Genomic DNA, 26,600 nt, shown 5'->3' with positions numbered 1-26,600 from the left:
CGGGCAGGGCCCCCGGTCGTGGGACACGACCGGGGGCCCTGGTGCATGCGCGGTCGGACGACCGCGGGATGCGGGTCCTGCTACGCGACCGGGGACGGGCGCCGGGCGCTGGCCCACAGGGCCAGAACGCCGATACCCGTCACGACGGCGCCACCGAGCACGAAGCCCTGCATGTCGACGCCGGTCTGGGCGAGGGTCTCGTCGGCGCCGCTGCTGACGGGAGCAGGAGCCTCGGGCGTGGTGGTACCACCGGGGGTGGTGCCGCCGGGCGCCTGGCTCTCGTCACCGTCGTCACCGGGGTCGGTGCCCTCGCCCGGGTCCGGGTCGGGGCCCGGGTCGGGGTCGGGATCCGGGTCCGGATCGGGGTCGGGATCCGGGTCGGGATCCGGGTCCGGGTCCGGGTCGGGATCCGGGTCCGGGTCCGGGTCGGGATCCGGGTCCGGATCGGGGTCCGGATCCGGGTCGGGTCCCGGCGTCTCACCGTCACCCGGGTCACCGGGATCCGGGTCACCGGGGTCACCGGGGTCCTCACCTTCACCCGGGTCGTCCGGCGGGAACGGGTCCAGGTCGAAGTCCAGGTTGATCTCCGGAACCTCGATGGCCGGAAGGGCCGGCAGAGCATCGACGACCGGAGCCTCGACCGTCTCGGTCACCTCGGGGGCGACGTCGGGGATGGTCTCGTCACCGGTCACGGCGAACGCCGGACTGACGGAGAAACCGGCCATGAACAGACTGGCCGCGGTCACGGTCAGAACGCGCTTCTTGGGGGACATCCCACTCCTTTCTCTTCTTGGAGAGTGATCTGCTCAGGGGGAGAGATCTACTCAGGGGGGATGGCATAGAGGTGGTCGTTGTGGACCACGACGGCCCGCTCACCGAGCAGGCCGTTGGGCTGGACGGCGCCGTCGGGGGCCTCGACGGGCTCGCCGGAGGCGTCGACGGCGACCAGGGCGCCCTCGAGCTGACCGAAGACGCGCGGGCCGACCGCGATCTCGGGCGTGAAACCGGGGACCACGGCGGACTCACCGGTCGCCGGGTCCAGGACCATGGGGCCGTAGGCGACCAGGTCGGTTCCGATGGGACCGGACCGGTGGCGGACGTCCTCCAGGAGGGCGGGGTCGACGGCCGCCGCGCCGATGACGCTGCCGTCCTCGCTGTCGTGGAAGGCCAGGATCGTGTCGTCGCCCCGGCGGGGCTCCCAGCGCACGATGACGTAGTCGCGCAGGGCGGTGACCACCGACTCCATGTCGCCCGCGTCGTCCGGGCGCTCCGCGTTGACCTCGACGGGATCACCGTCCGGTCCGACCCACGTCCACGGTCCGCTGAGGACCGCGGCGAGGACGTTCTCCCCCTCGGCCAGCATCGGGGCGGCGCTCCCGGGGATCTCGACCGGCTCCAGCGCGTCCCCGACCGGGACGAAGGCCTCCTCCTCGCTCCGCACGAGCACGGAACTGCCCACGTACTGGGCGGAGGCGTTGGCCGGAATCGGGATCTCGACCGCGGCGCCGCCCTCGGCGGGCCAGAACCAGAGGGTCCCCGCCGTCTCCGCGACGATCGCGGGCTCGCCGCCGTACTGCACGAACCGGGGGGCTCCCAGGAGTTCGCCGGAGCCCATCGGCAGCTCGACATCCCAGAGCCGGGAGCCGTCCGCGTCGAACAGGTTGAGGCGGTCGTCGGGGTCGACGAAGGTGAGGAGGTCGCCCTCACGGCTGACGCCCGGCGCGCTTCCCGTCGCGAGCGCCTCACTGAAGTCGACGGTCTCCGAGAAGTGGGGCGGCGCCGGGTGGTTCAGGGTGGTGGCGTCGGCGGTGGCCTGGTCCGCGGGGGCCGTGCCGGAGCCCGGCAGGAAGCGCATCACGACCGCTCCCGCACCGACGAGCAGGACCAGGGCCAGAACGGCCGCCCCGACGATGACCAGGACCCGCTTGCCGCCGGAGCCCGAGGGCTGTGCCGGGGTCGGAGGGGCCGCCGGCGCCGGGGCCTGGACGGGCGCGGGCTGTTCGGCGGCCTGGACCACACCGTCGGGCGTGGCGACCAGCCGCCAGACACCGTTGACGTCGCGGGCGTCGACGAGGACCGGCTGCCCGATTCTGGCCGCGTAGCCGGTGGCGACGTCCAGGGCCGCGCGCCGAGTCTCCTTCGGGGAGAGCCCGGTGACGACCTGGCGGTGCCCCTCGACGACGATCTCTGCGCTGCGTTCGTCGGGTGCGATGACGATGACGGCGGTGGGCCGGGACTGCCCCGGTCGGGACGCCCGGCTCATGGTGCCTCCGAAGGCATGGGGAACGTGGACCTGTTCGTGTACGGGCTGCGGGGGACCTCGGTCAGCGGTGACGTGAGGTCGCGGCCTGGGTGGTCACCGAGCGGTGGTGTCGGCACACGCGTAGTCGATGCTGCACGAGATGATACTGATGGTCGCTCGCCGGACCTATTCCGGCCAGGGACCGGGGAACCGGACCTCCGCTGCGGAACTCCCGACCGTGTTTCCGTTGCCCCTCCCCTGAACTGGTAATTCGTCCCGACGTGGGATCTGGGACGAGTCTCCCGCACTGTCCCACCCCTGTTGTGGACCCTCCGACCCGTCGTGAGGTTCACACCGAAATTGGCCGGATCCGGCCATGCCCCCCGCCGTCCGCCGCCACCCCCTGGTCATCCGGCTCGGCTGCCGGGCCACGGGGCAGGGGCCCGCGTCAGCCTCAGGTACGTGCCGGGCGACACCGCGAGGGCCGCCACGGTTCCGAGGACCGTTCCGTTCGGTTCCAGGACGAAGTGGGCGGGGCGTCCCTCCTCCACCGCGACGGCGACCGACGGGCTGGAGCACCAGTCGATCCGCCCCTCGAGCCGGTGCGCTCCGGGGGCCGTGCCGATGACCAGGGTCCCACCGGGCCTCACCGCGCCCACCTCGACCCCGTCCAGGCGGACCCGGTACCCCCGCAGGCTGTCCTGGTAGTGGTGCCCCGGACGGTGCACGACCACCACGGCCCGGCCCGGGGGCGTCGGGACCGGTCCCCGGGGATCGACGGGGACGGCGTCACCGGGTGCTGCACCGCCCGGCCGCTCGTGGCCTCCCCCGTCCCCCGCCGGGGCGAGCCTGATGTACTCCTCGGGGCGGGACCGCTGGTCGGACGCGGCGGCGGCGGCCGTTCCACCCGGCCCGCCCACGAGGTCCACCGGGACGCCCGGGACCGCCACGAGGGACACCGGGGCGCTGGAGAACCTCTGGAACCTGCACTGGACGCTGTGCGGCCCCGGAGGGAGCCCCACGACGAGGCTCTCGCCGGGACCGACCGTTCCGACCCTGTCCCCGTCCACGTGGACGCGGTAGTCGACGAGGCTGTCCCTCGCACCGGCGTGCGGCCGGTGGACCACCAGCGGCACCCAGCCCCGCGGTACCTCCTCCGGACGGCGAAGACCGATGATCTTCGGCCCGGTGAACGCGGACTCCGCCGCCGCCTCGCGCCGTCCCGCCCGCTCCCTCCTCCAGTGGCCCCAGGCCAGGGCGAGGGCAGCACAGGCGACCGCCATCAGGGGCAGCAGCGTCCAGGCGGAGCTGCGGACGATCTGCACCCCGGCGAAGAGGATCTGCAGGACGGACAGGGCCATGTTCACCCGGGTCATCGTGGAGAAGAGGTGGTTCCCGTCCGCCCACCGGCTCCTCTCCGACGGGGTCGTCTCCACGTGGGAGAACATCGTGCCGTAGGCGACGGCGCATCCGAGGAGGACGGCGAGGAAGATCCCGGCGGCCACCGGCACGGGGTTTCCGGTGATCCGTGTCCACGGGGCGATGAGGACGCAGGCCACGGCGCCCAGGAGCGCACAGGTCGCGAGCAGGGGCGACGCCCTCATCTTCCGCTCCTCCGGCCAGGAGCTGCGGAGCGGGGCCGGGCGTCGGCGCGCGACGGGGGGACGGTCATGGGGGCGACCCCTCAGGGTGTGTCGACCGGGCTCGGGGGCGGCGGGACCGCGGCCCGCCCGCCGGGCGGCTACCGCGATGCTACCGACGGGGTCCGACCCCGGCCCCCGGGACGTCGGGGCACACGGGTGGCCGGCACGGGTCAGCGGCCGTTGTGCTCCACGATCGTGTCGAGGACCGCCTGTTCGCGGCGCTGGAAGAGCCGGTCCGCGCGTTCGAGGCGCCGGTTCGCGAGCTCGGCCCTGGCCGCGGCGGTGCGGACGGTCGGCCACATGGCGTCGATCCCGGAGTTGAACGACGAGCCCACCAGGACGGCGACGGCCATCACGTACAGCCAGGCCAGGATGGCGATCGGCGCCGCCAGCGAACCGTAGATGGTCACCTGGCCCAGGGAGGCGTCCAGGTAGGCGCGCAGGGCGACGGACCCCCCGATCAGTACCAGCGTGGCCAGCAGCGCCCCGGGCAGGTGCCGCCACAGCGGGGTGCGCACCGGCACGCTCAGCGCGTACAGCAGGGTGACGGCGGCGATGACGAGCAGCGCCACGGTCGGCCAGTAGAGGAGGTTGAGGCGTCCGACGGTGATCGGCAGGAGCGCGTGCACCAGGTCGGGCCCGGCCACCAGGACCGGCAGGACCAGGACCGCGAACAGCAGCCCGCCGAGGTAGGCGACGAAGGCGAGGACCCGCTGGCGGATCCAGCCCCGCATCTCGTCCAGCCCGTAGGAGATGGTGATGGAGCGGATGAAGACGTTCATGGCCCGCGACCCCGACCACAGCGACACCAGGAACGTCACCGACAGGAGCCCGCCCTGGGCCCCGCCGAGGAAGTCGTCGACGAGCGGTCTGACGACGCTGTCCACCGTGCCCGGTGTGAGCACCCGCGCGGCGAGGTCGAGGATCCAGACCCGGATCTCCTCCACGATGTCGTCGCCCAGCACGGTGGCCAACGGCCCCAGCGCCCCCAGCAGGCACAGCAGCAGCGCCGGCAGCGATATGAGGGTGAAGAACGCCGACTCGGCGGCGAGGCCGACCACCCGGTCGCGCGCGAACGCGCGCACGGTGCGCAGGACGAGCAGGGTCCCGCCGCGTACGAGGGGGCGCCGCCGCAGCCACGCGTCGACGGCGTGCCACAACGCCTCCCAGAATCCCACCACGTGGAAACGTTAGCGGGCGCGGGGGACCCGGGCGCCCACGGGGCGGTCCGGCGAGTGATGTGACTCACGTTCGGGGCCGTCGGACGCGTCTGGACAAAGCCCGGATCCCCGTGACATTCTCATTGCATGATCGCTGCCCTGGACCCCATGCTCTGCGTGCGCCGCCACGTGGACTTCCTTCGGGTCCGCAGTGCCATCTGTTGCAGCGTCGGTTGATCCAGCCGCCTTTTTGACGCACCCCAGGGGTGCGCGCGGCACCGGCGCTCTCCCCTCTTCTTCGATTCCCCACACGCGGATTCCACCCGTGACGCCCGACACGACGATGTGCGGCGCGTACGGGCCAGCGGTGCGGGCGCCGGGACTGTGAGCACCCCGCGACCCCATCGGAGACACCCGCGATGCCTCCCTCTTCCGCGCAGCCCGGCAGGACAGCGACCGCGGCCTCGCCGCGACGCCGCCGTGGCGAGGGCCAGTGGGCCCTCGGCTACCGCGAGCCGCTGAACAAGAATGAGGAGAACAAGAAGAACGACGACGGACTGAACGTCCGCGATCGGATCATCAACATCTACTCCAAGCGCGGGTTCGACTCGATCGACCCGGCCGACCTGCGCGGGCGTTTCCGCTGGTTCGGGCTGTACACCCAGCGGGCGCCGGGGATCGACGGCGGCAAGACCGCCGTCCTGGAGCCGGAGGAGCTGGACGACAGCTACTTCATGCTGCGCGTGCGGATCGACGGGGGCCAGCTGTCCGCGGCCCAGCTGCGCGCCATCGGTGAGATCTCCCGCGACCACGGGCGCGACACCGCCGACATCACCGACCGCCAGAACGTCCAGTTCCACTGGATCCGGGTCGAGGACGTGCCCGCGATCTGGGACAAGCTGGAGTCCGTCGGGCTCTCCACCATGGAGGCCTGCGGCGACACCCCCCGGGTGATCCTGGGCTGTCCGCTGGCCGGCGTCGCCGAGCACGAGGTCATCGACCCCACACCGCAGATCCGCCAGATCTACGACGAGCACATCGGCAGCCCGCTGTACTCCAACCTGCCCCGCAAGTTCAAGACGTCGCTCTCCGGTTGCGCCTCGCACTGCGTCAACCACGAGATCAACGATGTCGCGTTCGTGGGCGTGCGCGACGAGGCCGGCGAGGCGGGCTACGACCTGTTCGTCGGCGGCGGCCTGTCCACCAACCCGATGTTCGCCCAGCGCCTGGGGGCGTTCGTCCGCCCGGACCAGGTCAGCGAGGTGTGGGCGGGCGTCTGCGGGATCTTCCGCGACTACGGCTACCGGCGCCTGCGCACGCGCGCCCGGATCAAGTTCCTCATCAAGGACTGGGGAGCCGAGAAGTTCCGGGAGGTGCTGGAGGAGAAGTACCTGGGGTACGCGCTGCCGGACGGCCCCGAGCCGGAGCTGGACCCCGGGCTGGAGCGGGACCATGTGGGCGTGCACCGCCAGAACGACGGACGGTTCTACGTCGGTTTCGCGCCGCGGGTCGGCCGCGTCTCGGGCACCTCCCTGCTGCGTATCGCCGAGATCGCGGAGGAGCACGGATCGGATCGCATCCGCACGACCGCCGACCAGAAGCTGGTGATCCTGGACGTCGAGGAGGAGCGGATCGATGCGATCAGCGCCGCCCTGGGCGCGGAGGACCTCCAGGTCGAGCCGAGCGTGTTCCGCCGCCAGACGATGGCGTGCACCGGCATCGAGTTCTGCAAGCTCGCGATCGTGGAGACCAAGGCCCGCGCCTCCACCCTGATCGACGAGCTGGAGAAGCGGCTGCCGGACTTCGGTGAGCCGCTGACCATCAACCTCAACGGCTGCCCCAACTCGTGCGCCCGCATCCAGGTCGCCGACATCGGCCTCAAGGGCCAGCTGGTGATGAACGCCGCGGGCGAGCAGGTGGAGGGCTACCAGATCCACCTGGGCGGCGGTATGGGGCTGACCCAGTCCTTCGGCAAGAAGATCCGCGGCCTGAAGACCACCGCCGACGAACTGCCCGACTACGTCGAGCGGGTGCTGCGCCGCTTCCAGGACCAGAAGAAGGACGGGGAGTCCTTCGCGTCCTGGGTCGGCCGCGCGGACGACGCCGACCTCAAGTAGCAACCGCACGTCCCCGGCCGGGGACGGGACCCGCAGGGGCCCGCCCCGGCCGCACCTGAGGAACACGACCAAGGAAGAGGTGCGCCATGTCCGAGAGGGCCGCGCCCCACTACTGCCCCTACTGCGGTGACGAGGACCTGGTCCCCGAGGAGGGGGCAGCCGTCAAGGGCGAGGGCTACCCCTGGGCCTGCCTGTCCTGCGCCCGCGTGTTCCGCGTCAAGTACGTCGGGTTGCGCTCCGCGTCGTTCTCCGCGGACGCCCCCTCCAGACCGACGGAAGGGAACTCATGAACTCCACCATCACCGCCGCGGGCGGTCCCGAGCTCGCCGTGCGCGCCGCACGCGAGCTGGAGGAGGCCTCCGCCCAGGAGATCATCGCCTGGGCCGCCGAGACCTTCGGGGACCAGCTGTGCATGACCTCGTCCATGGCCGACGCGCTCATGGTCGACCTGGCATCGAAGGCCGCTCCCGGTATCGACGTGATCTTCCTGGACACCGGATACCACTTCCCTGAGACCCTGGGCACCCGCGACGCCGTCGCCTCGGTGTACGACATCAACCTCATCACCGTCGAACCCGTCCGCACGGTGGCCGAGCAGGACCTGGCCCTGGGGCCGCGCCTGCACGGCCGCGACCCCGGGATCTGCTGCCACCTGCGCAAGGTGGAACCCCTCCAGAGGGCCCTGGCCCCCTACACCGCGTGGCTGACCGGGCTGCGCCGCGAGGACTCGGTGACCCGCCGCGACACCCCCGTCGTGCAGTGGGACAAGCGGCGCCGGATGACCAAGGTGAACCCCATCGCCCGCTGGACCCAGGAGGAGGTGGACTCCTACATGGCCGACAACGGGGTGATGGTCAACCCCCTCCAGTACGACGGCTACCCCTCGATCGGCTGCGAGCCGTGCACGCGGCGCGTGGAGCCGGGCGAGGACCCGCGCAGCGGCCGGTGGGCCGGGACGGGCAAGACCGAGTGCGGGATCCACGTATGAGCGCCGGGACGCCGGGGTGGCGTCCTTCGGCGCCCCTGCTCGCGGTCGCCCACGGCAGCCGGGACCCGAGGGCGGCCGAGGCGGTCGCCGCGGTCTTCGACCGGGTGCGCGCGCTGCGCCCGGGGCTCGACGTGCGCGTGTCCTACCTGGACCACGCGGCGCCGGGAGCGGAGGACGCCCTGGAGGAGTTGGCCGCGGGAGGCGCGGGCGAGGTCGTGGTGCTGCCCGCGCTGCTGACCGCCGCCTATCACAGCAAGGTGGACCTGCCGAAGGTGGTCGCCGCCGCGCGTGAGCGCAGCCCCTGGCTGCGGGTGCACCACGCCGACACCCTGGGGCCGCATCCCCTGCTGTCGGACGCGGTGGAGCGGCGCCTGTCCGACGCGGGCGCGACCGCCGGGCCGGAGACCGCGCTGGTGCTCGCGTCAGCGGGGTCCAGCGATCCGGAGGCCAACGCGACCGTCGCCGCGATGGCGGCACGGCTGGCGGAGCGCGGTCCGTGGCGCGAGGTGGTGGCGGCCTTCGCCTCGGCGGCCCGTCCCTCCCCGGGTGAGGCGGTCGCCGACCTGCTCGGGCGGGGGGCACGGCGGGTCGCGGTGTCCACCTACCTGCTGGCCCCGGGCTTCTTCGCCGACCGGATCCGCACGCGGTCACTGGCCGCCGGGGCCTCCGTGGTCTCCGAGGCCCTGGGCGACGTGCCTGAGCTGGCACGCGTGGCCCTGGACCGGTACGACGCGGCGGTCGCGGCACGGCACGCGGTGGTCCGGGCCTGAGAGGCCCGACGGGGCGGGTCCTGCGACGCGGGGCCCGCCCCTCGCGCCCCGCACCGCCGAGCCGTCACCACTCCCGGGCCGCGATCAGCTCCTCCGCGTCGGCGTCGGCGAACCCGTAGGCCGTGGCCACGAACCAGAAGTCCTCGCCGATCTCCTCGCGCGCGACGGTCTCGATCTCGCTGCCCGCCGCCTCGAACTCCGCCTCCAGCGCGTTGAACTCCAGCGTCGCCGCCGCGGTGAGCGCGTACAGCGCCGCCAGGTCCGCGGGGCGCTCGGCCTCGATCCGCTCGCACAGCCCGAGCAGGACGTCCCGGCCCCGGTCGACGACGTGGTCGGGGAAGTAGGGGTCCTCATAGAGCCCCCGCAGGAACGCGTGCCCCGCCGCGCTCCGGTTGGTGATCGCCATGGTGGTGTCCGTTCGTCTCCGGGATCCGGTCCCCCGATGCTGCACGACGGGGCCGACAGAACGGAGGGGGCCCGGTCCGGTCGGCGGCGGGCGGGGCCCCGACCGGCGCGGACGCCGTCCGACACGGCCGTCCACAGGTGGGGGGCGTCCCTTGTCCCGGGTGGCCCGGGCGAGAAGAATCGGAACCGGCGGAGCCCGGTCCGGGCTCCGCCGGTCGATCGAGTCGTGGGGGTAGCCGTGTCAGGGGACCAGAGCCCGTCAGGGGCGTGGGGGCCGTCGGGGGACCGGAGGTCCGTGGAGGGCGGGATCCGGGATCTGCTGAGGGGCCTGCCGGTGTTCGCGGGGCCGCTGCCGGGGTTCGACCCCGCCACGGCGCCCGAGGACCCGTCGGAGCTGTTCCTGGAGTGGTTCACGGCCGCGCTGCGGGACGGTGTGCCCGAACCGCACGCGATGACGGTGGCCAGCGCGGATGGTCGGGGCGCCCCGTCGGCGCGGGTGGTGATCATGAGGGACTTCACCCCGCACGGGTGGTGGTTCGCCACCACGACGACCTCCCGCAAGGGCCGGGAGCTGGCCGCGAACCCCGCGGTGGCGCTGCTCTTCTACTGGGGGCGGCAGGGCCGCCAGGTGCGGGTGCGGGGGACGGCGGAGCTGGCCGACCCCGACCTGTGCGCGTCGGACTACCTCGCGCGCTCCCTGGAGGGGAGGGTGGCCGGGCTGCACGGCAGGCAGAGCGAACCGCTGGCGGACCCCGCCGAGGTCGACCGGACCGCGGACCGGAGCAGGGAGCTCCTGGAGCGCGAGCCGGGGCTGGTCCCCGGGGACTGGGGCCTGTACGCGGTCTCCCCCGCCGAGGTCGAGTTCTGGCAGGCCGACCCGGACCGGCGCCACACGCGCCTGCGCTACTCCCGTACGGGCCCGGGCGGGACCTGGGAACGCGGTCTGCTCTGGCCCTGACCGCATGGGAGGGCTCCCATGGCCCGTGCCCCGCACGACGGGCCTGAACAGGCAGGAAACCCCGGGACGGAGTTCCCACAGCGTGACCGAATCCTGTTCCGACCGGCGTGCCGGGCGCGGGTAGGATGCCGGAACTCCCCGAACACCGAGCCAGAAGGACGGTAAGTCGATGCCCCCGACACACGAGGTGTTCAACCAGGCCGCACCGCTCGGCGACTACAGCGCCGGGGAGGACCCCGCCCTCCTCGAGGGGCTGCGGCGCGAGGGCGCCGAATGGGCCGAGGCCGACGTGAGGGCGGTCGGCGACGCCGCGGGCTCGGAGCGGGTGCGCGCCTGGGGCGAGTCCGCCAACGCCTATCCCCCGGTGCTGCGCACGCACGACCGCTACGGCCACCGCGTGGACGAGGTCGACTACCAGCCCGCGTACCACGTGCTCGTGGACCAGGCCGTCGAGCACGGCATGCACGCGGCGCCGTGGGCGGAGGACCGGCCGGGCGCGCACGTGGCCCGTGCGGCCAAGTTCTTCCTGTGGTCCCAGCCGGAGAGCGGTCACGGCTGCCCCGTGTCGATGACCTACGCCGCGGTCCCCGCCCTGCGCCGCTCCCCGGAGCTGGCGGAGAGGTACGAGCCGCTGCTCACGGCGCGCACCTACGACTTCGGCCTGCGGGCCCCGCACACCAAGCGCGGGCTGATCGCGGGCATGTCGATGACCGAGAAGCAGGGCGGCTCGGACGTGCGCGCCAACACCACGCGCGCGGTGCCCGCCCCCGAGGGGCACTACCTGCTCACCGGGCACAAGTGGTTCACGTCGGCGCCGATGAGCGACGTCTTCCTCACCCTCGCGCAGGCCCCCGAGGGGCTCACCTGCTTCCTGGTGCCCCGGGTCCTGGAGGACGGCAGCCGCAACGCCCTGTACATCCAGCGGCTCAAGGACAAGCTGGGCAACAGGTCCAACGCCTCGGCCGAGCTGGAGTACGACGGGGCCGTGGCACACCTGGTCGGCGAGCCCGGCCGGGGTGTGCCCACCATCATCGAGATGGTCAACAGCACGCGGCTGGACTGCGTGATCGGCTCGGCGTCGGGTATGCGCGCCGCCGTGGTGCAGGCGCTCCACCACGCCGAGCACCGCAGGACGTTCGGCACGGCGCTGGTGGACCAGCCGCTGATGCGCAACGTGCTCGCCGACCTGGCCCTGGAGTCCGAGGCGGCGACGGCGCTGATGACGCGCCTGGCCGGCGCGGTGGACCGCTCGGTGCGCGGCGACGAGGCGGAGTCGGCGTTCCGGCGCCTGGGCGTGGCCGTGGGCAAGTTCTGGGTGACCAAGCGCCAGCCCGCCCACGCGGCAGAGGCGCTGGAGTGCCTGGGCGGCAACGGGTACGTGGAGGAGTCGGGCATGCCGCGCCTGTTCCGCGACTCGCCGCTCAATTCGATCTGGGAGGGTTCGGGCAACGTGGCGGCCCTGGACGTGCTGCGCGCGATGGGCCGCAGCCCGGAGTCGGTGGAGGCCTTCCTCGGGGAGCTGGGTACCGCCGCAGGTGTGGACGACCACTACGACGCGGCCGTCAAGCGCCTGGAGAACTCCCTGGGCGACCTGGACGAGATCCAGTTCCGTGCCCGTTCGGTGGTGGAGCTGATGGCCCTGACCCTCCAGGCGTCGGTCCTGCTGCGGTACGCGCCGACCCCGGTCGCGGAGGCCTTCACCGTGTCGCGGCTGGGCGGCGAGTGGGGGCACGTGTTCGGGACGCTGCCGCGCGGGACGGACACCGAGCTGATCCTCGACCGGGCCCGGCCGCGCCGTTGAGCCTGCCGCCCGGGGCCGTGCGCGGCCCCGGGCGGGTACGGTCCCGGGCGGCGGGCGGAGTGCCCCGAGGACGCCGGCGATTCTCACGGGGAACGGATAACCCGGAGGTTCTCCGCCGAAGCGGGGGACGACAATTCCCACAACAGGCACCAAAAGCGGACACCCCCTCAATGATCATCGTCCGGGGGCGGCATACTTCGGCTTCCGGAGCGGAAGAAAGAAGTCGTCACAAAACACGACCGCCCGCTTTCGGACAGGGGCGGGACGGACGACGACGCTTCCGACCGGGAACGGATTCGCGCCGTCCCGCCCGGCCCCCGAAGGCCCTGACACCAAGAGACCGACAGATCCTATGGTGGAAGTCTGGCCAGGTAGTTCCTATCCGCTCGGTGCGACCTACGACGGGTCCGGCACCAATTTCTCCCTGTTCTCCGAAGCCGCCGAACGGGTGGACCTGTGTCTGTTCGACGACGACGGCGAGGAGACGCGTGTACCGCTGACCGAATACGACGGATTCGTCTGGCACGGGTACCTTCCCGGAATCGGCCCGGGGCAGCAGTACGGCTACCGGGTGCACGGCCCCTACGCGCCGGAGCACGGTTTGCGGTGCAATCCCAACAAACTGCTCACCGACCCCTACGCGAAAGCACTGAACGGCAATCTCACCTGGCACGAATCACTGTTCAGCTACCACTTCGCCGACCCCGCCCGGAAGAACACCGACGACAGCGCCTCCTACGTGCCCAAGTGCGTGGTGGTCAGTCCGTTCTTCGACTGGGGGAACGAGTCCCGCCCGCGCACCCCGTACCACCGGACGGTGATCTACGAGGCCCATGTGCGCGGCCTGACCATGCGACACCCGGGTATCCCCGAGCACCAGAGGGGCACCTACTCGGGGCTGGCCCACCCGGTGGTGATCGACTACCTCACCTCCCTGGGGGTGACGGCGGTCGAGCTCATGCCCGTCCACCACTTCGTGCCCGAGCACGCCATGGTGGCGAGGGGACTGACCAACTACTGGGGGTACAACACCCTGGCCTTCCTGGCCCCGCACAGCGGGTACGCGGCGCGCGACTCCCGCGGCCAGCAGGTCCAGGAGTTCAAGGCGATGGTGAAGTCGCTGCACGAGGCGGGCATCGAGGTCCTGCTCGACGTGGTGTACAACCACACCGCCGAGGGCGACCACATGGGACCCACGCTGTCCCTGCGCGGCATCGACAACCTCAGCTACTACCGGGTGAGCGACGAGGACCAGCGCTACTACCTCGACTACACCGGGTGCGGCAACAGCCTGAACGTGCGCCACCCGCACTCGTTGCAGCTCATCATGGACTCGCTGCGCTACTGGGTCCTGGAGATGCACGTGGACGGGTTCCGGTTCGACCTCGCCTCGGCCCTGGCCCGGGAGTTCCACGACGTGGACCGGCTGAGCACGTTCTTCGACATCGTCCAGCAGGACCCGGTGATCTCCCAGGTCAAACTGATCGCCGAACCCTGGGACGTGGGGCCGGGCGGGTACCAGGTGGGCAACTTCCCGCCGCTGTGGACCGAGTGGAACGGCAAGTACCGCGACACGGTCCGCGACTACTGGAGGGGCGAGCCCGTCATGGGCGAACTCGCCTCCCGCCTGGCCGGGTCGAGCGACCTCTACCAGGACGACGGGCGCCGCCCCGTGGCCTCGATCAACTTCATCACCTGCCATGACGGCTTCACCCTGGCCGACCTGGTGTCCTACGACCACAAGCACAACGAGGCCAACGGCGAGGGCAACCGCGACGGCACCGACGACAACCGGTCCTGGAACCACGGTGTGGAGGGGGAGACCGAGGACCCGGCGATCATCACGCTGCGCCGCCGCCAGGTGCGCAACTTCCTCACCACCCTGTACATGTCGCAGGGGGTGGTGATGCTCTCCCACGGCGACGAGGTGGGGCGCACCCAGGGGGGCAACAACAACGCGTACTGCCAGGACAACGAGATCGCCTGGATCGACTGGAAGAGCGCGGGGCTGGGAGAGGACGACGAGCCCGACAACGACCTGCTGGACTACGTGCGCGAGCTGGCGCGCCTGCGCCGCGAGCACCCCGTGTTCCGGCGGCGCCGCTTCTTCCGCGGCGGCCCGGTGGAGGAGACCACGGCCGGGAAGGACGGCCTGACCGACATCGCGTGGCTGCGGCCGGACGGCAAGCCGATGTCCGGTGACGACTGGAACTCGACCGGGCAGGCGCTGGGGGTGTTCCTCAACGGGGACGCCATCACCGAGCCCGACCCGCGCGGAAGGCGCATCCGGGACACCTCCTTCCTGCTCCTGCTCAACAGCGGGGCGGACGCGGTGGACTTCACCGTCCCGGGGACCGAGTACGGGATGGCGTGGGAGACCGTCCTGGACACCGCCGAACCGGACGTGGCGGGACGGCCGTACGTGGCCGCGTCCGGTCCGGTGCGCGTGATCGACCGGGCCCTGGTGCTGCTGCGCCGCGTGTCGCACAGGCACACCTGATCACCCGTCCGGGGAGGGGCGGGGGTCTCCCTCCACCCCTCCCCGGACGGCACACCCCGCCCGCCCGCTACGCTGAGTGACCATGTCGACTGCACCCGCCGGCGGCGCCGGTACCCCCGATCCCGTCGTGTTCCGCGAACTCCTGCCCTCACCGGGCGCCGCGGACGTCGACCTGGCCGACGCCTACGCCTACCCGACGGACCCGGACCGCCCCTGGGTGCGCGCCAACATGGTGGCGAGCGCGGACGGGGGCGCGGTGGGCCCCTCCGGCCGCAGCCGCGACCTGTCCTCGGCTCCCGACCGCAGGGTGATGGGCGTGCTGCGCGGCCTGTGCGACGTGGTGCTGGTCGGCGCGGGGACGGCGCGCAAGGAGGCGTACGGTCCGGTCCGCGGCAGGAAGGCCTGGGAGGGCCTGCGCGCGGGGCGCGCGCCGACCCCCGCCGTGGCCGTGGTCTCCCGCTCCCTCGACCTGCCCGACACCCTGCTGACGGAGGCTCCCGAGGACGCCCGCACCCTGGTCTTCACCACCCGGCACGCACCGGCGGAGCGCCGGCGGCGGGTGGGCCGGTACGCGGACGTCGTGGAGGTCGACGGGGAGTCGGTGACGCCCGCGCACGTGGTGGACGGGCTGGCCGAGCGCGGGATGCACCGTGTCCTGACCGAGGGGGGTCCCCACCTCCTGGCCGAGTTCGTCGCCGCCGGCCTCCTGGACGAGCTGTGCCTGACCCTGAGCCCGCACCTCCTGGGGTCGGGGTCCCCGCGCATCGTGGCGGGCGGCCCGGACACCCCGGGGGCGCCGGCGACGGGGCCCCTCCGGAGCACGCCCGTGCGCATCGCGCACCTGTTGGAGGCGGAGGGGAATCTGTTCGCGCGTTACGTCAGGGACTAGGGCGTCTCGCGGGAACGCGACTGTAACCGCTCCGTTTCGGTCGCCCCACAACAACGCATGAAACATCCCGGAATCGGACATACCCGATGTGTGCCCTCCACTGGAATCACCCCCACGGGACACACCGCATTGACGGGGCTTACCGGCTTGGCCCCCGGCCGAGAGGATGAACGTAGTGCCGACGTCCGAAAACGGGTCCCCTCCGGTCTACCGGGAGATAGCCGAGGAACTACGCGGGCAGATCCGCTCCGGACGGTACGCCGACGGCGACCGCCTTCCCGGGGAGAACACCCTCATGGAGCGTCACGGCGTCGCGCGGGCGACCGCCCGGCAGGCGCTCTCCGTACTGATCAACGAGGGCCTGGCCGTGGCCGTGCGCGGCTCGGGCATCTACGTTCGCTCGTTCCGGCCGGTGCGAAGACACGGTGCCCGCCGCCTGTCCAAGGAGCTGTGGGCCCACGGACGGGCGATCTGGCAGACCGACGGAGAGGAGCGGGGATACGAGGTGGACGGCCTGTGCGTGGACGAGACCGTGGCCGAAGAGCACGTGGCCCGCGCGCTGCAGCTCACGGAGGGGGGCGGGGTGCTCCGGCGCTCGCGCCGCTACCTCGTGCAGGGGAGGCCGGTCCAGCGAGCGGTCTCGTACCTTCCCCTGACGGTGCTGGTGGACTCCGCCGCGGCGCGGCGCGTCCGTGAGCACGACAGCGGGCCCGGCGGGATCTACGCGCGCCTGGCCGAGCTGGGACAGGCGCCCGCCCACTTCACCGAGGAGATCCGGGTGCGCATGCCCACCCCGGAGGAGAGCGCGGAGCTGAGGCTGGGTCCCGGGACACCGGTTCTGGAGGTCGCCCGGACGGCGCTCACCTCCGAGCACCGCCCGGTGGAGTTCAACGAGATCACGATGGACGGCTCGGCGTACGTGCTCCAGTACGACTTCGACGCCTGACCCCGCCCCGGGGCCGCCCGCCGCGGCTCCGGCTCAGCGGTTGCCCCCCTTGGAGGCGAACACCAGGTACGCCAGCGGCAGGAACACGAGTCCCACCGCCAGTGCCCCGGCGGCTGCGAAGAGCAGGGAGTTCGACTCGGTCATCGCCCACCGGGCCACACCGATCCCCAGGACGGTCGCGACGACGAGCGCGCACACCGCGAACACCGTGATGGAGGCCAGGAGCTTGCCGTCGCTCCAGGGCTCGGGCCTGGCCAGCTCGGCCTGCCTCGTCATGGCGCGAAGACTCAGCTCCGTGGCCCACAGCAGTTCGCGGCCCGCGGTGGCGGTGCCACCGGTGACGGCCCGCGCCCGCCCCCGCACCCCGGAGGTGGACTGCTCCAGGCACCACATCCCGTATCGGATCCGGCCCACACGCAGCGGCTGTCGGTTCACTCCGAGTACCTGTTGCGTTGCAACCGCCATGTCACCCGCCTCACATGTACCGTTCGACCACTGACTGGTTGCCGTACCCGTCGCATCGACTACCGAACGTCGCGAAAGGTGAAGTTAGGGGTATATAGCCCCGAAGAATGATTTACCCGCACCAAAGGCACTATGAGCCGAGGCGGCACCAGGACACGATTCGGGGTAGCGTCGTCACATGGCTGACTCACCGGACCAGGACCCGCACATCGGCGACGGGACCGCAGGACTTCCCCAGACCGACCAGGAGTGGCGCGACCGGCTCAACGCCCAGGAGTACGCCGTGCTCCGCCGCTCCGCCACCGAGCGCGCCTGGACCGGCGCCTACGTCGACACCAAGACCAGCGGCGTCTACCGCTGCCGGGGTTGCGGGGCCGAGCTCTTCCGCTCCGACGAGAAGTTCGACTCCCACTGCGGCTGGCCCAGCTTCTTCGACCCGGCCGACTCCGATGCCGTCACCCTGCACGAGGACGCGTCCCTGGGCACCGTGCGGACCGAGGTCCGGTGCGCCACCTGTGACTCCCACCTCGGCCACGTCTTCCACGGGGAGGGCTACGCCACCCCGACCGACGCCCGGTACTGCATCAACTCCGTCGCGCTCACCCTCGAACCGACGGACTAGGCCGTGCTCTCCGCGTCCTTCGGGGCTCTCGTCCGCCGGGGCTCACCGCGCAGCGCCTCCGCGCCCGCGGGGTACGACCAGGCCGAACGCCGCACAGCGCGGCGCGGGAGATCGACCGGCCGACCTCCCGCCGCCACGGGAACCCCCTGAAGAACGCCCCAGCACTCCCGCCTGGTTTCGGACGTGTGGTCCGGAGCAGCCGACGCGCGTATCATCGTGCGCCGCGACCCACCCGCGACGGGATCAGGGATAATCGCATCCAGCGCGTCAACGGTCGGCCTCCCTCGGCTGCCCGCGAGGCGCGGCGCGAAGGCCAGGACCACACCGGGCCATGCGCGTACCAGCCGGCCCGCCGACACCGGGCCGACCCCTCACAGCGGCCACCGATGTGCGGGCGAACCGACCGACCCGCGACGAAAGCGCTCGATGACCGACGACTCACCTTCCTCATCAGTCTCCCACCGCCCTCCCGCCCGCCCCCGGTTCGGCATGGCCCAGGGGTCCGCCCCCTGGCTGCTGCCCGCTCTCGGAGCCGCCGGGGCCGCCGCGCTGGCGGCCCGGGGCTCCCGGGCGCGCACGGCGCTCGCCGTCCCGGTGATCGCCCTCGCGGCAGGGATGACCTGGTTCTTCCGTGATCCCGAGCGGGGCCCGGCGACCGGGCGGGTGCTGTCCGCGGCCGACGGCGTCGTGCAGAGCCTCGACCTCCAGCCCGACGGGCGCATCCGGGTCGCGGTGTTCATGAACCCCCTCAACGTGCACGTCAACCGTGCCCCCCTCGCCGGTGTGGTGACCGGTGTCGAGCACCGCCCCGGGGGCTTCCGCCCCGCATTCGACAAGGACAGCGAGCGTAATGAGCGCGTCATCTGGACCCTTGAAACCGAGATCGGTGAGATCACGGTCGTTCAAATCGCCGGCGCGATGGTCAGGCGTATCGTCCCGTATCTCGCTGCGGGGCAGAAGGTCGAACAAGGCGAGAGGATCGGTCTCATTCGGTTCGGGTCCCGGGTCGACGTCTACCTTCCGGCCGGGATCACCCCGGCGGTGGAGATCGGCCAGAAGGTCCGCTCCGGAGAAACCCGTCTTGACGCCGACTGACAGCGCGGAGGGCGTGGCCTCGGCGGAGAGGCACGCGGGCACCGCCGAGGCGGCTCCCCTGCTCCGTCTGGGCCTGGCCGACTACCTGACCCTGGGCAACGCCCTGTGCGGCTTCCTGGCCGTGTGGGCGCTGGTCGTCGCCCAGACCGCCCACGCGGCAGCCGGAGCGGTCGGCCCGCTGCCGCGCACCGCGATGGCCACGGTCGTGGGCCTGCTGATGGTCGCCGCCGCGCTGGACGTGCTCGACGGCCGGGTCGCCCGCAAGCTGGGCGGCAGCGGCATGGGCGCCGAACTGGACAACCTCGCCGACGTGATCAGCTTCGGGTTCGCCCCGGCGTTCTTCTTCGTCGTGTGGGCGATGCAGGCCGGGGACGCCGGCCTGCTGCCGGTGGCCGCCGGCGGCGCGGTGCTGCTCGCGGTCATCGTGCGGCTGGCCCGGTTCTCCTGCCAGGCGCCGGGAACGGACTACTTCACCGGTCTGCCCTGCCCGTTCGGCGCGATGGCGGTGGTGACGGTGGTCCTGCTCGACCCGCCCCTGCTCGCCGGTGTCGCCGCGGTGCTGCTCATCTCCTGGCTGATGGTGAGCCGCATGGAGTACCCCAAGCCCCGCGGGCGCAAGGCCTACGCGGTCCTGGGCGTGCTCGGCTTCGGCGTCGCCCTCATGGCCGCGTGGGGCATGGGGCTCCCCGCCGGGCAGTCGCTCATCTACCTGATGAGCGCCGCCGTCCTGGGCTTCATCGTGACGATCCCCTTCTACGTCCTGGCCACGCGGAGGTCCTCCTCCGCCCGGGGCTGAGGCCCGCACGCGACACGGAGCGCCCCTGCCGCAGGCTGGTCCTGCGGCAGGGGCGCTCCGTGTGTGCCCGGTCCGCGTCCGGGAGGGCGGTCCCGGACGCCGCTAGGGCAGGGCGTCGACCAGCTCGGCGACGCTCTTGCGGCGGCCCGTGTAGAACGGCAGCTCCTCGCGGGTATGCAGGCGCGCCTTGGCGCCCCGGAGGTGGCGCATCAGGTCCACGATGCGGTACAGCTCGTCGGCCTCGAAGGCGAGCAGCCACTCGTAGTCGTTGAGGCCGAACGAGGACACGGTGTTGGCGCGCACGTCCGGGTAGGGGGCCGCCATGCGGCCGTGCTCGGCGAGCATCGCGCGGCGCTCGTCGTCCGGCAGCAGGTACCACTCGTAGGAGCGCACGAACGGGTACACGCAGATGTTGTCGCGCGGCTCCTCCCCGGCGAGGAAGGCGGGGACGTGCCCCCTGTTGAACTCGGCGGGGCGGTGCAGGCCCATGACCGACCACACGGCGGTGGCGACGCGGCCGACCTCGGTGCGGAGGAACGCCGTGTAGACGTCCTGGAGCTGCTCGGGGGTGTCCGCCACCCACCAGAACATGATGTCGGCGTCGGCGCGGAAGCCCTGCACGTCGTAGCTGCCCCGGGTGGTGACGCCGCCCTCGGCGGCCTTGTCCAGGAGCGTCTGCAGCTCGTCCGCGGCCGCACCCCGGTCGACGCCGTCGAGGCGGTCGACCTTGAAGACCGACCACATGGTGTAGCGGATGAGCTTGTTGAGGTCGGTGCCGTCCTGGCCGACGGCTTCGTTCTGCTGGCCCGTCACGGGTTGACTCCTTGCTGGTTCGTTCCGGCGGCGTCTTGGCCGCCGCCGTGGCCGTTGGTCGAGAGGTCGCCGAACAGGCGTTCCGCCTGCTGGTCGGCGTCGGCGATGCAGGCGGGGATGCCCACGCCGCCGTAGACCGCGCCGCACACCCCCAGGCCTCGGATCCGGTGCACGTCGGTGCGGACGCGTGTGACGAGGTCGGCGTGGCCGACCGCGTACTGGGGCAGACCGTGGTTCCAACGGGTGACCCGGCTCTCCACCGGGCGGCCGGTCATGCCGGTGACCCGGGCGAGGTCCTCGCGCGCGGCAGCCTCCAGCTCCTCGTCGGAGCGCTCCAGGACGGCGTCGTCGCCGAACCGGCCGATGGAGCAGCGCACGGCGACCAGGTCGTCGCCGGGGTTGGCCGCGGCCAGGGCCTCGGCCAGCCAGGGCCACTTGTTGCTGGAGAAGGTGGCCGCCTTGACGGTGAGCCCCTCCCCCGCGGGGACCAGGAAGCCGGTCCCGGTCAGCGGCCTCGGGAAGGCGTCCGCGGGCAGGACGAGGGTCACGAGCGCCATGTCGGCGTAGCGCACCCCGCCCAGGTCGCGCGCGGCGCCGGGCGCGTGCCCGTCGAGCAGGCGGGAGGCGTCCGGGGCGGGGCACGCCAGGAGGACGCCGTCGCAGGCGATCGGCTCACCGCCGTCCAGGTGCACCCGCCAGCCCCCGGGAAGCCGTTCGAGGGAGCCGGCCCGGGTCCCCGTCCTCAGATCGGCGGCGTGGCGCTCGGCGAGCGCGCCGACGAGCTCGGCGACGCCCCCGCGCAGGGACGCGAACACCGGCCCGGCCTTGGTGGGAGCGGCTCCGCGTCCGCGCAGGCTGGTGTGCACCGCGCGCGACAGGGAGCGGTCGCGGCGGGCCATCGGCGCGATCTGCGGCAGGGTGGAGTCCAGGGAGAGGCGGTCGGCGCGCCCCGCGTACACGCCGCCCAGGAGGGGTTCGACGAGGCGGTCGACGACCTCGTGGCCCATGCGCGCGCCGACGTAGGCGGCGACGGACACGTCACCGGGCACGGGTGTGCGCGGTCGCACCAGGTCGAGTCCGGCGCGCAGGGTTCCGGTCCACGACAGCACCCCGCTGCGGGCGAGGGCACGCAGGTCCCCGGGCACGCCCATGAGCTGCCCACCGGGGAGGGGTCTCACGCGGCCGCGGCTGTACACGGCGGCGGATCCGGGCCCGGGGTGCACCACCCGGTCGTCCAGTCCCAGCTCGGAGAACAGGTCGAGGGCCTCGGGGCGGCGGGCGAGGACCGCCTCGGCGCCCGCGTCCATGGGCACTCCCGCCACCGGGGAGGCGCGGAGCTTACCCCCGGGGCGGTCGGCGGACTCGACCACGGTGACGGTGGCGCCGAGACCACGGAGGCGGTGCGCGGCGGTGAGTCCGGAGACTCCTCCGCCGACCACGACGACGTGCGGTGCTTCAGACATGTCTCCAGCTTCCCAGATGGTGTGGGTCACAGTGCTCCGCCATACCTCCTGACCCACGGTGACATCGGTCCCCCTCGGGGCGCAGGGGGCTCGGCAACCCCGGGGGCGCCGTCGGTCGCGGGCCCCGGAACGGACGCGCCGACCCCGTTGCGGGGTCGTTACCGAAGGTCCGCAACGGGCGCCGACGGGGAGGCGTCGAAGGTGCATGGCTACTTCAGCGGTCCCCCCGGCGCGTCGTGTCGTCGGGGCGGCGTTCTCCGTGGGCCTCACGGCCCTCCTCCTCACGGCCTGCGGGGCCGTTCAGTCCTCCGGCGACGCCGGCTTCGCGGGCGGGGCCGCCGAGGACGCCCCGGCCAGGTCCGAGGAGCTCGTCGAGAGCGCCGACAGCGGCGGCGAGGCCGTGGAGGAGGAGAGCGCCTCCTCCTCGGTCGGCGCCGACGTGGAGGTCGGCGAGCGCGACCTCATCCACACCGCCGACCTGACCGTGCGGGTGGACGACGTCCCTGAGGCCTCCGAGCTGGCCAAGGAGCTCACGATCGGGGCGGGCGGCTACGTCGCCTCGGAGAGTCTCTCCACTCCCTCCAGCGGCACCCCTGAGGGCTTCCTGACCCTGCGCGTCCCCAACGACGGGTACGAGGGGGCGCTGGACGCCCTGGCCGAGCTGGGCGACCGGTCGCACCTGGAGCGCTCCGTGGAGGACGTCACCGAGGAGGTCGCGGACGTCGAGAGCCGCATCGCGTCCTCCGAGGCTTCGCTGGAGACGCTGCGCGGCTACCTGGAGGAGGCCGAGGACGTCGACGACCTGCTGCGGGTGGAGAGCGAGATCCAGACCCGGCAGTCGGAGCTGGAGGCCTTCCAGGCACGCCTGGAGTCGCTGACGAACCAGACCGCGTACTCGACGGTGAACCTCCAGCTCACTCCGCCGCAGACCTATCTGGAGGAACCCTCAGAGGAGAGCATCGGCTTCCTCGGCGGGTTGGAGCGCGGGTGGCGCGCGCTGGCGTCCCTCGGCGGGGGCGTCGCCGTGGCCGTGGGCTGGCTGCTGCCGTTCCTGGTCCTGGCCGCCGTGCTGGGCGCCGGCCCGCTGTGGTGGTACCGCTCGCGCCGACGCGGCGCGGCCTCCGGGCGCGGACGGGCCGCACCCGCGGGGGCGCCGGCAGACGAGGGGCGGGACCGGGCGACCGGTGGCGCCACCGCCGAGGCCGCACCGCCCGTGACCGGCGCGGCCTCCGGTGAGAAGGGCGCCGGGCGCGGCCCCGAGGCGACGGACGGCGACGCCGACTCCGCCGGTTGACCGTGCGCGGCGGCGCCCGTCCCCCGAGGGGCGGGCGCCGCCGATGCGTGTCGTGTGTCCCCGGTGCTCCGGGCGTCCGTGCGGGCGGTCTCCCGCAGGAGCCGGCGCGCGGCGTTCGGCCCGGCCGTGCCCCGCGAGCGCGGGGCGCGCCGGGAACCGATCTAGACGGCCGTCTCCTCGTGCACGAACGCCGTGAGGCGCTGGAGCATGTCCGGGTCGGTGCTCGGCAGCACGCCGTGGCCCAGGTTGAAGACGTGGCCGTCGGCGGCACGCCCGCGGGAGAGGATGTCGCGGGTGCGCTCGGCGACGACCTCCCACGGCGCGAACAGGGTCGCGGGGTCCAGGTTGCCCTGGAGCGCGGTACCCGGCTGGACGCGCTGGGCGGCCTTGTCGAGCGGCACGCGCCAGTCCACGCCCACGACGTCGGCTCCCGCCTCGCTGAGCAGACCGAGCAGCTCGCCGGTGCCCACACCGAAGTGGATGCGCGGAACCTCGTACTCGCTGAGCTGGCCGAAGATCCACGAGGTGTACGGAAGCACGGAGGTGCGGTAGTCCTCGGCGCTGAGCGCGCCGACCCAGGAGTCGAAGAGCTGGACGGCACTGGCGCCCGCCTCGATCTGGGTGCGCAGGAAGCCCAGCGTGATGGTGGCCAGGCGGCGCATCAGCTCGTCCCACAGCTCGGGCTCGCCGTACATGAGCGCCTTGGTGTGCTCGTGGTTCTTCGACGGGCCTCCCTCGATGAGGTACGAGGCCAGGGTGAACGGGGCGCCCGCGAAACCGATGAGCGGCTTGTCGCCCAGCTCGCCGAGGAGCTGGCCGACCGCCTCGGTCACGTAGGTCAGGTCGTCGGGCTCGATCTCGCGGAGCCGCTTGACCCCGCTCGCGTCCCGGATCGGGTCGGCGACCACGGGACCGACCCCGGGCTTGATGTCGAGGTCGATGCCGATGGCCTTGAGCGGGACGACGATGTCGCTGAAGAAGATCGCGGCGTCGACGTCGTACCGGCGGACCGGTTGCATCGTGATCTCGGTGATCATGTCGGGACGAGCGCACGCCTCAAGCATCGGCACATCGGCGCGCACCCGTCGGTACTCGGGCAGGGAGCGCCCGGCCTGGCGCATGAACCACACCGGCGTGTGGCTCACGGGAAGGCGCCGGCAGGCACGGAGGAAAGGAGATTCTTGCAGCGTCACCCCTCGATCGTGCCATGCCCGCCCCGGTGCTCTCACTCGGATCGCCCGAGCGGGGCCGCGACCGCGGGTCCCCCGGGTGGCCGAAGGTCCCGAACCGACGCCGTAGAAGGCGAACCGGTCCCAAGATCATCACAAAACACCGACACGCCGGGCCAACTCCGACTCCCGGACAGTGACTCGTGCCACGGTCGGGTGCGTGCCCCTCCCCCCGCCTCTGGCGGGACGGCGGAGCACGTTCAGACGACACCCGCCGGTGCGTGATCACCACAGAATGAAGGCTGACGTTTCCACCATGCCCGATGTCGGTAGCGCCGAGGACGCGCATGAGACGTTCCGGCGAGCGGTCGAGGCCCTGCACTCACCCCTCCACCGCCCCGAGATCACCGTCGGGGAGATTCCCGCCCCCCAGCGGTTGGCCCCCCACTCCGCCGCCGTGTCCGCCGAGGTGACGGTGGACGGCGAGGAGATCGCCTGGGGCCGTCTCATCGTGCTGTACGACCCCGAGAACACCCGCGACTGGCCCGGCCCCTTCCGGGTGGTCTGCCAGGTCAACTCCGAACTGGAGTCGGACATCGCGACCGATCCGCTTCTCGGACCGGTCGCGTGGAGCTGGCTCACCGACGCCCTGGAGGCCACCGAGGCCACGCACCACACGCTGAGCGGCACCGTCACCCGCGCCACCACCGAGGGTTTCGGCACGAAGGCGGACCAGGGGGCCACCACCGAGGTCGAGATGCGCGCCTCGTGGACCCCGCAGTCGGACGACCTCTCCGTGCACGCCAACGCCTGGACGGCGCTGCTCGCGTCCGCGGCGGGGCTGCCTCCGCTGGACGTCGCGGACATCGCCCGCCAGCGCCCGCGGCCCTGAGCTCGGGGACGGAGGCCGCCGGGGAGGCTGGTACGCGCCCGGCGGCCCTTCTCCGTGCCCGCACCGATCGGAGGCGGGGGTCCGGACCGGGCGCGCGGACGGCGCACGGCGGGGTTCCGGGCGGTGTGCGGACCACCCGATTTCCACGTCCGGTGGCGACAGCGCATACCGTAGTGGTGTGGCGAACGCGTTGAACTCCAAGACAGAACCCCGCGAACCAGGCGACGACGACGCTGAGAGGGCGCCGCTGCTGCGGGAGCCCCGGGAGGGCCTGCCAGAGGTCACCGCCGACGCCGACGCACTGGCCGGTGTGGTCGCGGCGCTGTCCGCGGGCACGGGCCCCGTGGCGGTGGACGCCGAGCGCGCCTCCGGGTACCGGTACGGACAGCGGGCGTACCTGGTCCAGTTGCGCCGCAACGGGGCGGGGTCGGCCCTGATCGACCCCATCGCGTGCCCCGACCTGAGCGGCCTCGACACGGCGGTGGGCGAGGCCGAGGTGGTGCTGCACGCCGCGCACCAGGACCTGCCGTGCCTGTCCGAGGTCAACCTGCGCCCGAAGCAGCTGTTCGACACCGAGCTGGCGGGACGGCTCCTGGGCTACCCGCGGGTCGGCCTGGGCTTCATGGTGGAGCGGATGCTCGACATCAGGCTCGCCAAGGAGCACTCGGCGGTGGACTGGTCGCAGCGCCCCCTTCCCGAGGACTGGCTGCGGTACGCGGCCCTGGACGTGGAGATCCTCATCGAGCTCCGCGACTCCCTGGAGGTCGAGCTGGAGGAGACCGGCAAGATCGGCTGGGCGCGCGAGGAGTTCGCCGCGGTCCTGGCCGCTCCGCCCAAGGAGCCGCGCACCGACCCCTGGCGCCGCACGTCGGGCATCCACCGGGTGCGCAACCAACGCGCGCTGGCCGCCGTGCGCGAGCTCTGGTACGAACGCGACCGCATCGCCCAGGAACGGGACATCTCGCCCGGGAGGGTGCTCCCGGACGCGGCGATCGTGGAGGCGGCGACGACGATGCCGCGCTCCACCACCGACCTGGCGAAGATCCGGCAGTTCGGGATCAAGCTCGCGCGGCGCTACCTGACGACGTGGATCAAGGCCGTCAACCGCGCCCGCGACATGGCGCAGACCGACCTGCCCCGGCCCAACGCGCCGGGTGACGGACCGCCGCCGGTGAACCGCTGGGCGGACCGGGCGCCGGAGGCCGCGCGGCGTCTGGACGCCGCGCGCGCCACGGTCACGGGCATAGCCGAGGACATCGTGATGCCGACGGAGAACCTGCTGCTGCCGGACGCGGTCCGCCGGCTCGCGTGGGCACCGCCGAAGACCGTGGATCCCGACTCCGTAGGGGCTTTCCTGCGCGAGCGCGGGGCCCGAGAATGGCAGGTGGGGCTGACCGCGGAGTCCCTGGCCACAGCTCTGCGGAGCGCCGAGGAAAGCTGACGTTTACCCGATTCTCACCTACTCAATCCAAGCGTGATCGAAGTCACCGCCCCCTAGGGGTGTTTGATGCCTGTTCCGTAGCCCCCTGTCCGATTAAGTTATAGAAACGTGCCTTGGAATATCAGGGCTTC

General features: G+C 72.5%; 24 protein-coding genes. 15 read left to right on the top strand and 9 right to left on the bottom strand.

The window, feature by feature from the left end; translation table 11 throughout:
• Window positions 1-80 precede the first annotated feature (80 nt).
• The 4 genes from Q8791_RS08565 to Q8791_RS08550 form a co-directional block, all read right to left on the bottom strand.
• Window positions 81-773, bottom strand: coding sequence for a DNA primase (locus tag Q8791_RS08565; RefSeq protein WP_330091066.1), 693 nt, complete (start codon window positions 771-773; stop codon window positions 81-83).
• A 47-nt stretch (window positions 774-820) separates the two neighbouring features.
• Entirely contained in the window at window positions 821-2,263 is a 1,443-nt protein-coding gene (locus tag Q8791_RS08560; protein ID WP_330091065.1) for a hypothetical protein, read from the bottom strand.
• A gap of 386 nt (window positions 2,264-2,649) precedes the next feature.
• The gene (locus Q8791_RS08555; protein WP_330091064.1) at window positions 2,650-3,846 is read right to left on the bottom strand and encodes a hypothetical protein; all 1,197 of its coding nucleotides are present in this window, start codon (window positions 3,844-3,846) and stop codon (window positions 2,650-2,652) included.
• Window positions 3,847-4,055: 209 nt separating this feature from the next.
• The gene (locus Q8791_RS08550) at window positions 4,056-5,066 is read right to left on the bottom strand and encodes a YihY/virulence factor BrkB family protein (RefSeq protein WP_330091063.1); all 1,011 of its coding nucleotides are present in this window, start codon (window positions 5,064-5,066) and stop codon (window positions 4,056-4,058) included.
• A gap of 398 nt (window positions 5,067-5,464) precedes the next feature.
• Here Q8791_RS08550 and Q8791_RS08545 point away from each other — a divergent pair, with 398 nt between their 5' ends.
• The 4 genes from Q8791_RS08545 (at window position 5,465) to Q8791_RS08530 (ending at window position 8,920) form a co-directional block, all read left to right on the top strand.
• Window positions 5,465-7,162: a nitrite/sulfite reductase gene (locus Q8791_RS08545; protein WP_330091062.1), complete on the top strand. Its 1,698-nt coding sequence runs from the start codon at window positions 5,465-5,467 to the stop codon at window positions 7,160-7,162.
• Window positions 7,163-7,248: 86 nt separating this feature from the next.
• Window positions 7,249-7,452, top strand: a complete 204-nt coding sequence (locus Q8791_RS08540) for a hypothetical protein (protein WP_330091061.1) — start codon at window positions 7,249-7,251, stop codon at window positions 7,450-7,452.
• Complete coding sequence (locus Q8791_RS08535) at window positions 7,449-8,150, top strand: phosphoadenylyl-sulfate reductase (RefSeq protein ID WP_330091060.1); 702 nt, start codon at window positions 7,449-7,451, stop codon at window positions 8,148-8,150. Before Q8791_RS08540 ends, Q8791_RS08535 begins: the two co-directional genes overlap by 4 nt.
• Window positions 8,147-8,920, top strand: a complete 774-nt coding sequence (locus Q8791_RS08530) for a sirohydrochlorin chelatase (RefSeq protein WP_330091059.1) — start codon at window positions 8,147-8,149, stop codon at window positions 8,918-8,920. Before Q8791_RS08535 ends, Q8791_RS08530 begins: the two co-directional genes overlap by 4 nt.
• Before the next feature lie 64 nt (window positions 8,921-8,984).
• Here the strand turns inward: Q8791_RS08530 and Q8791_RS08525 are convergent, their stop codons facing one another.
• Window positions 8,985-9,326, bottom strand: coding sequence for a DUF5713 family protein (locus Q8791_RS08525; protein ID WP_330091058.1), 342 nt, complete (start codon window positions 9,324-9,326; stop codon window positions 8,985-8,987).
• A 294-nt stretch (window positions 9,327-9,620) separates the two neighbouring features.
• Here Q8791_RS08525 and Q8791_RS08520 point away from each other — a divergent pair, with 294 nt between their 5' ends.
• The 5 genes from Q8791_RS08520 to Q8791_RS08500 all read left to right on the top strand — a co-directional run bounded on the left by Q8791_RS08520 (window position 9,621) and on the right by Q8791_RS08500 (window position 16,419).
• The gene (locus Q8791_RS08520) at window positions 9,621-10,283 is read left to right on the top strand and encodes a pyridoxine/pyridoxamine 5'-phosphate oxidase (RefSeq protein ID WP_330091057.1); all 663 of its coding nucleotides are present in this window, start codon (window positions 9,621-9,623) and stop codon (window positions 10,281-10,283) included.
• Window positions 10,284-10,452: 169 nt separating this feature from the next.
• The gene (locus Q8791_RS08515) at window positions 10,453-12,084 is read left to right on the top strand and encodes an acyl-CoA dehydrogenase family protein (RefSeq protein WP_330091056.1); all 1,632 of its coding nucleotides are present in this window, start codon (window positions 10,453-10,455) and stop codon (window positions 12,082-12,084) included.
• A gap of 352 nt (window positions 12,085-12,436) precedes the next feature.
• Window positions 12,437-14,584, top strand: coding sequence for a glycogen debranching protein GlgX (gene glgX, locus Q8791_RS08510; protein WP_330091055.1), 2,148 nt, complete (start codon window positions 12,437-12,439; stop codon window positions 14,582-14,584).
• 82 nt (window positions 14,585-14,666) lie between these two features.
• On the top strand, window positions 14,667-15,473 hold the full coding sequence (locus Q8791_RS08505) for a pyrimidine reductase family protein (protein ID WP_330091054.1): 807 nt from the start codon (window positions 14,667-14,669) through the stop codon (window positions 15,471-15,473).
• A gap of 166 nt (window positions 15,474-15,639) precedes the next feature.
• Window positions 15,640-16,419: a GntR family transcriptional regulator gene (locus tag Q8791_RS08500; protein WP_330091053.1), complete on the top strand. Its 780-nt coding sequence runs from the start codon at window positions 15,640-15,642 to the stop codon at window positions 16,417-16,419.
• Between the two features lie 33 nt (window positions 16,420-16,452).
• Here Q8791_RS08500 and Q8791_RS08495 read toward each other — a convergent pair whose 3' ends face one another.
• Complete coding sequence (locus Q8791_RS08495; RefSeq protein WP_330091127.1) at window positions 16,453-16,833, bottom strand: hypothetical protein; 381 nt, start codon at window positions 16,831-16,833, stop codon at window positions 16,453-16,455.
• A gap of 229 nt (window positions 16,834-17,062) precedes the next feature.
• On the opposite strand from Q8791_RS08495, the gene msrB reads away from it, so the two are divergent.
• The 3 genes from msrB to Q8791_RS08480 all read left to right on the top strand — a co-directional run bounded on the left by msrB (window position 17,063) and on the right by Q8791_RS08480 (window position 19,397).
• Window positions 17,063-17,506: a peptide-methionine (R)-S-oxide reductase MsrB gene (msrB, locus tag Q8791_RS08490; protein WP_330091052.1), complete on the top strand. Its 444-nt coding sequence runs from the start codon at window positions 17,063-17,065 to the stop codon at window positions 17,504-17,506.
• Window positions 17,507-17,932: 426 nt separating this feature from the next.
• On the top strand, window positions 17,933-18,601 hold the full coding sequence (locus tag Q8791_RS08485; protein WP_330091051.1) for a phosphatidylserine decarboxylase: 669 nt from the start codon (window positions 17,933-17,935) through the stop codon (window positions 18,599-18,601).
• Window positions 18,588-19,397, top strand: coding sequence for a CDP-alcohol phosphatidyltransferase family protein (locus tag Q8791_RS08480; protein WP_330091050.1), 810 nt, complete (start codon window positions 18,588-18,590; stop codon window positions 19,395-19,397). The genes Q8791_RS08485 and Q8791_RS08480 overlap by 14 nt, the downstream gene beginning before the upstream one ends.
• A 102-nt stretch (window positions 19,398-19,499) precedes the next feature.
• Here the strand turns inward: Q8791_RS08480 and hemQ are convergent, their stop codons facing one another.
• A complete protein-coding gene (gene hemQ, locus Q8791_RS08475; RefSeq protein ID WP_330091049.1) occupies window positions 19,500-20,210 on the bottom strand; it encodes a hydrogen peroxide-dependent heme synthase in 711 nt (236 codons plus the stop codon).
• Window positions 20,207-21,703 (bottom strand): protoporphyrinogen oxidase, encoded by a 1,497-nt coding sequence (gene hemG, locus Q8791_RS08470; RefSeq protein WP_330091048.1) that lies wholly within the window; start codon window positions 21,701-21,703, stop codon window positions 20,207-20,209. The genes hemQ and hemG overlap by 4 nt, the downstream gene beginning before the upstream one ends.
• 175 nt (window positions 21,704-21,878) lie before the next feature.
• Between hemG and Q8791_RS08465 the strand changes: the two genes are divergently transcribed.
• Window positions 21,879-22,967: a DUF4349 domain-containing protein gene (locus tag Q8791_RS08465; RefSeq protein WP_330091047.1), complete on the top strand. Its 1,089-nt coding sequence runs from the start codon at window positions 21,879-21,881 to the stop codon at window positions 22,965-22,967.
• 161 nt (window positions 22,968-23,128) lie between these two features.
• Here Q8791_RS08465 and hemE read toward each other — a convergent pair whose 3' ends face one another.
• Entirely contained in the window at window positions 23,129-24,154 is a 1,026-nt protein-coding gene (hemE, locus tag Q8791_RS08460) for a uroporphyrinogen decarboxylase (protein ID WP_330091126.1), read from the bottom strand.
• Window positions 24,155-24,452: 298 nt separating this feature from the next.
• Between hemE and Q8791_RS08455 the strand changes: the two genes are divergently transcribed.
• Entirely contained in the window at window positions 24,453-25,028 is a 576-nt protein-coding gene (locus Q8791_RS08455; RefSeq protein WP_330091046.1) for a DUF3000 domain-containing protein, read from the top strand.
• A gap of 190 nt (window positions 25,029-25,218) precedes the next feature.
• Window positions 25,219-26,469 (top strand): ribonuclease D, encoded by a 1,251-nt coding sequence (locus tag Q8791_RS08450; protein ID WP_330091125.1) that lies wholly within the window; start codon window positions 25,219-25,221, stop codon window positions 26,467-26,469.
• Window positions 26,470-26,600: the final 131 nt, after the last annotated feature.

It is taken from the genome of Nocardiopsis codii (assembly GCF_036327455.1).
Taxonomy (GTDB): domain Bacteria; phylum Actinomycetota; class Actinomycetes; order Streptosporangiales; family Streptosporangiaceae; genus Nocardiopsis; species Nocardiopsis codii.
This window is presented reverse-complemented; position numbering and strand designations above follow the sequence as displayed.

Excerpts from the sequence above, each read along its gene's own strand:
- Q8791_RS08565 (WP_330091066.1), bottom strand. The coding sequence starts at position 773 with ATGTCCCCCAAGAAGCGCGTTCTGACCGTGACCGCGGCCAGTCTGTTC.
- Q8791_RS08560 (WP_330091065.1), bottom strand. The coding sequence starts at position 2,263 with ATGAGCCGGGCGTCCCGACCGGGGCAGTCCCGGCCCACCGCCGTCATC.
- Q8791_RS08555 (WP_330091064.1), bottom strand. The coding sequence starts at position 3,846 with ATGAGGGCGTCGCCCCTGCTCGCGACCTGTGCGCTCCTGGGCGCCGTG.
- Q8791_RS08545 (WP_330091062.1), top strand. The coding sequence starts at position 5,465 with ATGCCTCCCTCTTCCGCGCAGCCCGGCAGGACAGCGACCGCGGCCTCG.
- Q8791_RS08540 (WP_330091061.1), top strand. The coding sequence starts at position 7,249 with ATGTCCGAGAGGGCCGCGCCCCACTACTGCCCCTACTGCGGTGACGAG.
- Q8791_RS08535 (WP_330091060.1), top strand. The coding sequence starts at position 7,449 with ATGAACTCCACCATCACCGCCGCGGGCGGTCCCGAGCTCGCCGTGCGC.
- Q8791_RS08530 (WP_330091059.1), top strand. The coding sequence starts at position 8,147 with ATGAGCGCCGGGACGCCGGGGTGGCGTCCTTCGGCGCCCCTGCTCGCG.
- Q8791_RS08525 (WP_330091058.1), bottom strand. The coding sequence starts at position 9,326 with ATGGCGATCACCAACCGGAGCGCGGCGGGGCACGCGTTCCTGCGGGGG.
- Q8791_RS08515 (WP_330091056.1), top strand. The coding sequence starts at position 10,453 with ATGCCCCCGACACACGAGGTGTTCAACCAGGCCGCACCGCTCGGCGAC.
- glgX (WP_330091055.1), top strand. The coding sequence starts at position 12,437 with ATGGTGGAAGTCTGGCCAGGTAGTTCCTATCCGCTCGGTGCGACCTAC.
- Q8791_RS08505 (WP_330091054.1), top strand. The coding sequence starts at position 14,667 with ATGTCGACTGCACCCGCCGGCGGCGCCGGTACCCCCGATCCCGTCGTG.
- Q8791_RS08500 (WP_330091053.1), top strand. The coding sequence starts at position 15,640 with ATGAACGTAGTGCCGACGTCCGAAAACGGGTCCCCTCCGGTCTACCGG.
- msrB (WP_330091052.1), top strand. The coding sequence starts at position 17,063 with ATGGCTGACTCACCGGACCAGGACCCGCACATCGGCGACGGGACCGCA.
- Q8791_RS08485 (WP_330091051.1), top strand. The coding sequence starts at position 17,933 with ATGACCGACGACTCACCTTCCTCATCAGTCTCCCACCGCCCTCCCGCC.
- Q8791_RS08465 (WP_330091047.1), top strand. The coding sequence starts at position 21,879 with ATGGCTACTTCAGCGGTCCCCCCGGCGCGTCGTGTCGTCGGGGCGGCG.
- Q8791_RS08455 (WP_330091046.1), top strand. The coding sequence starts at position 24,453 with ATGCCCGATGTCGGTAGCGCCGAGGACGCGCATGAGACGTTCCGGCGA.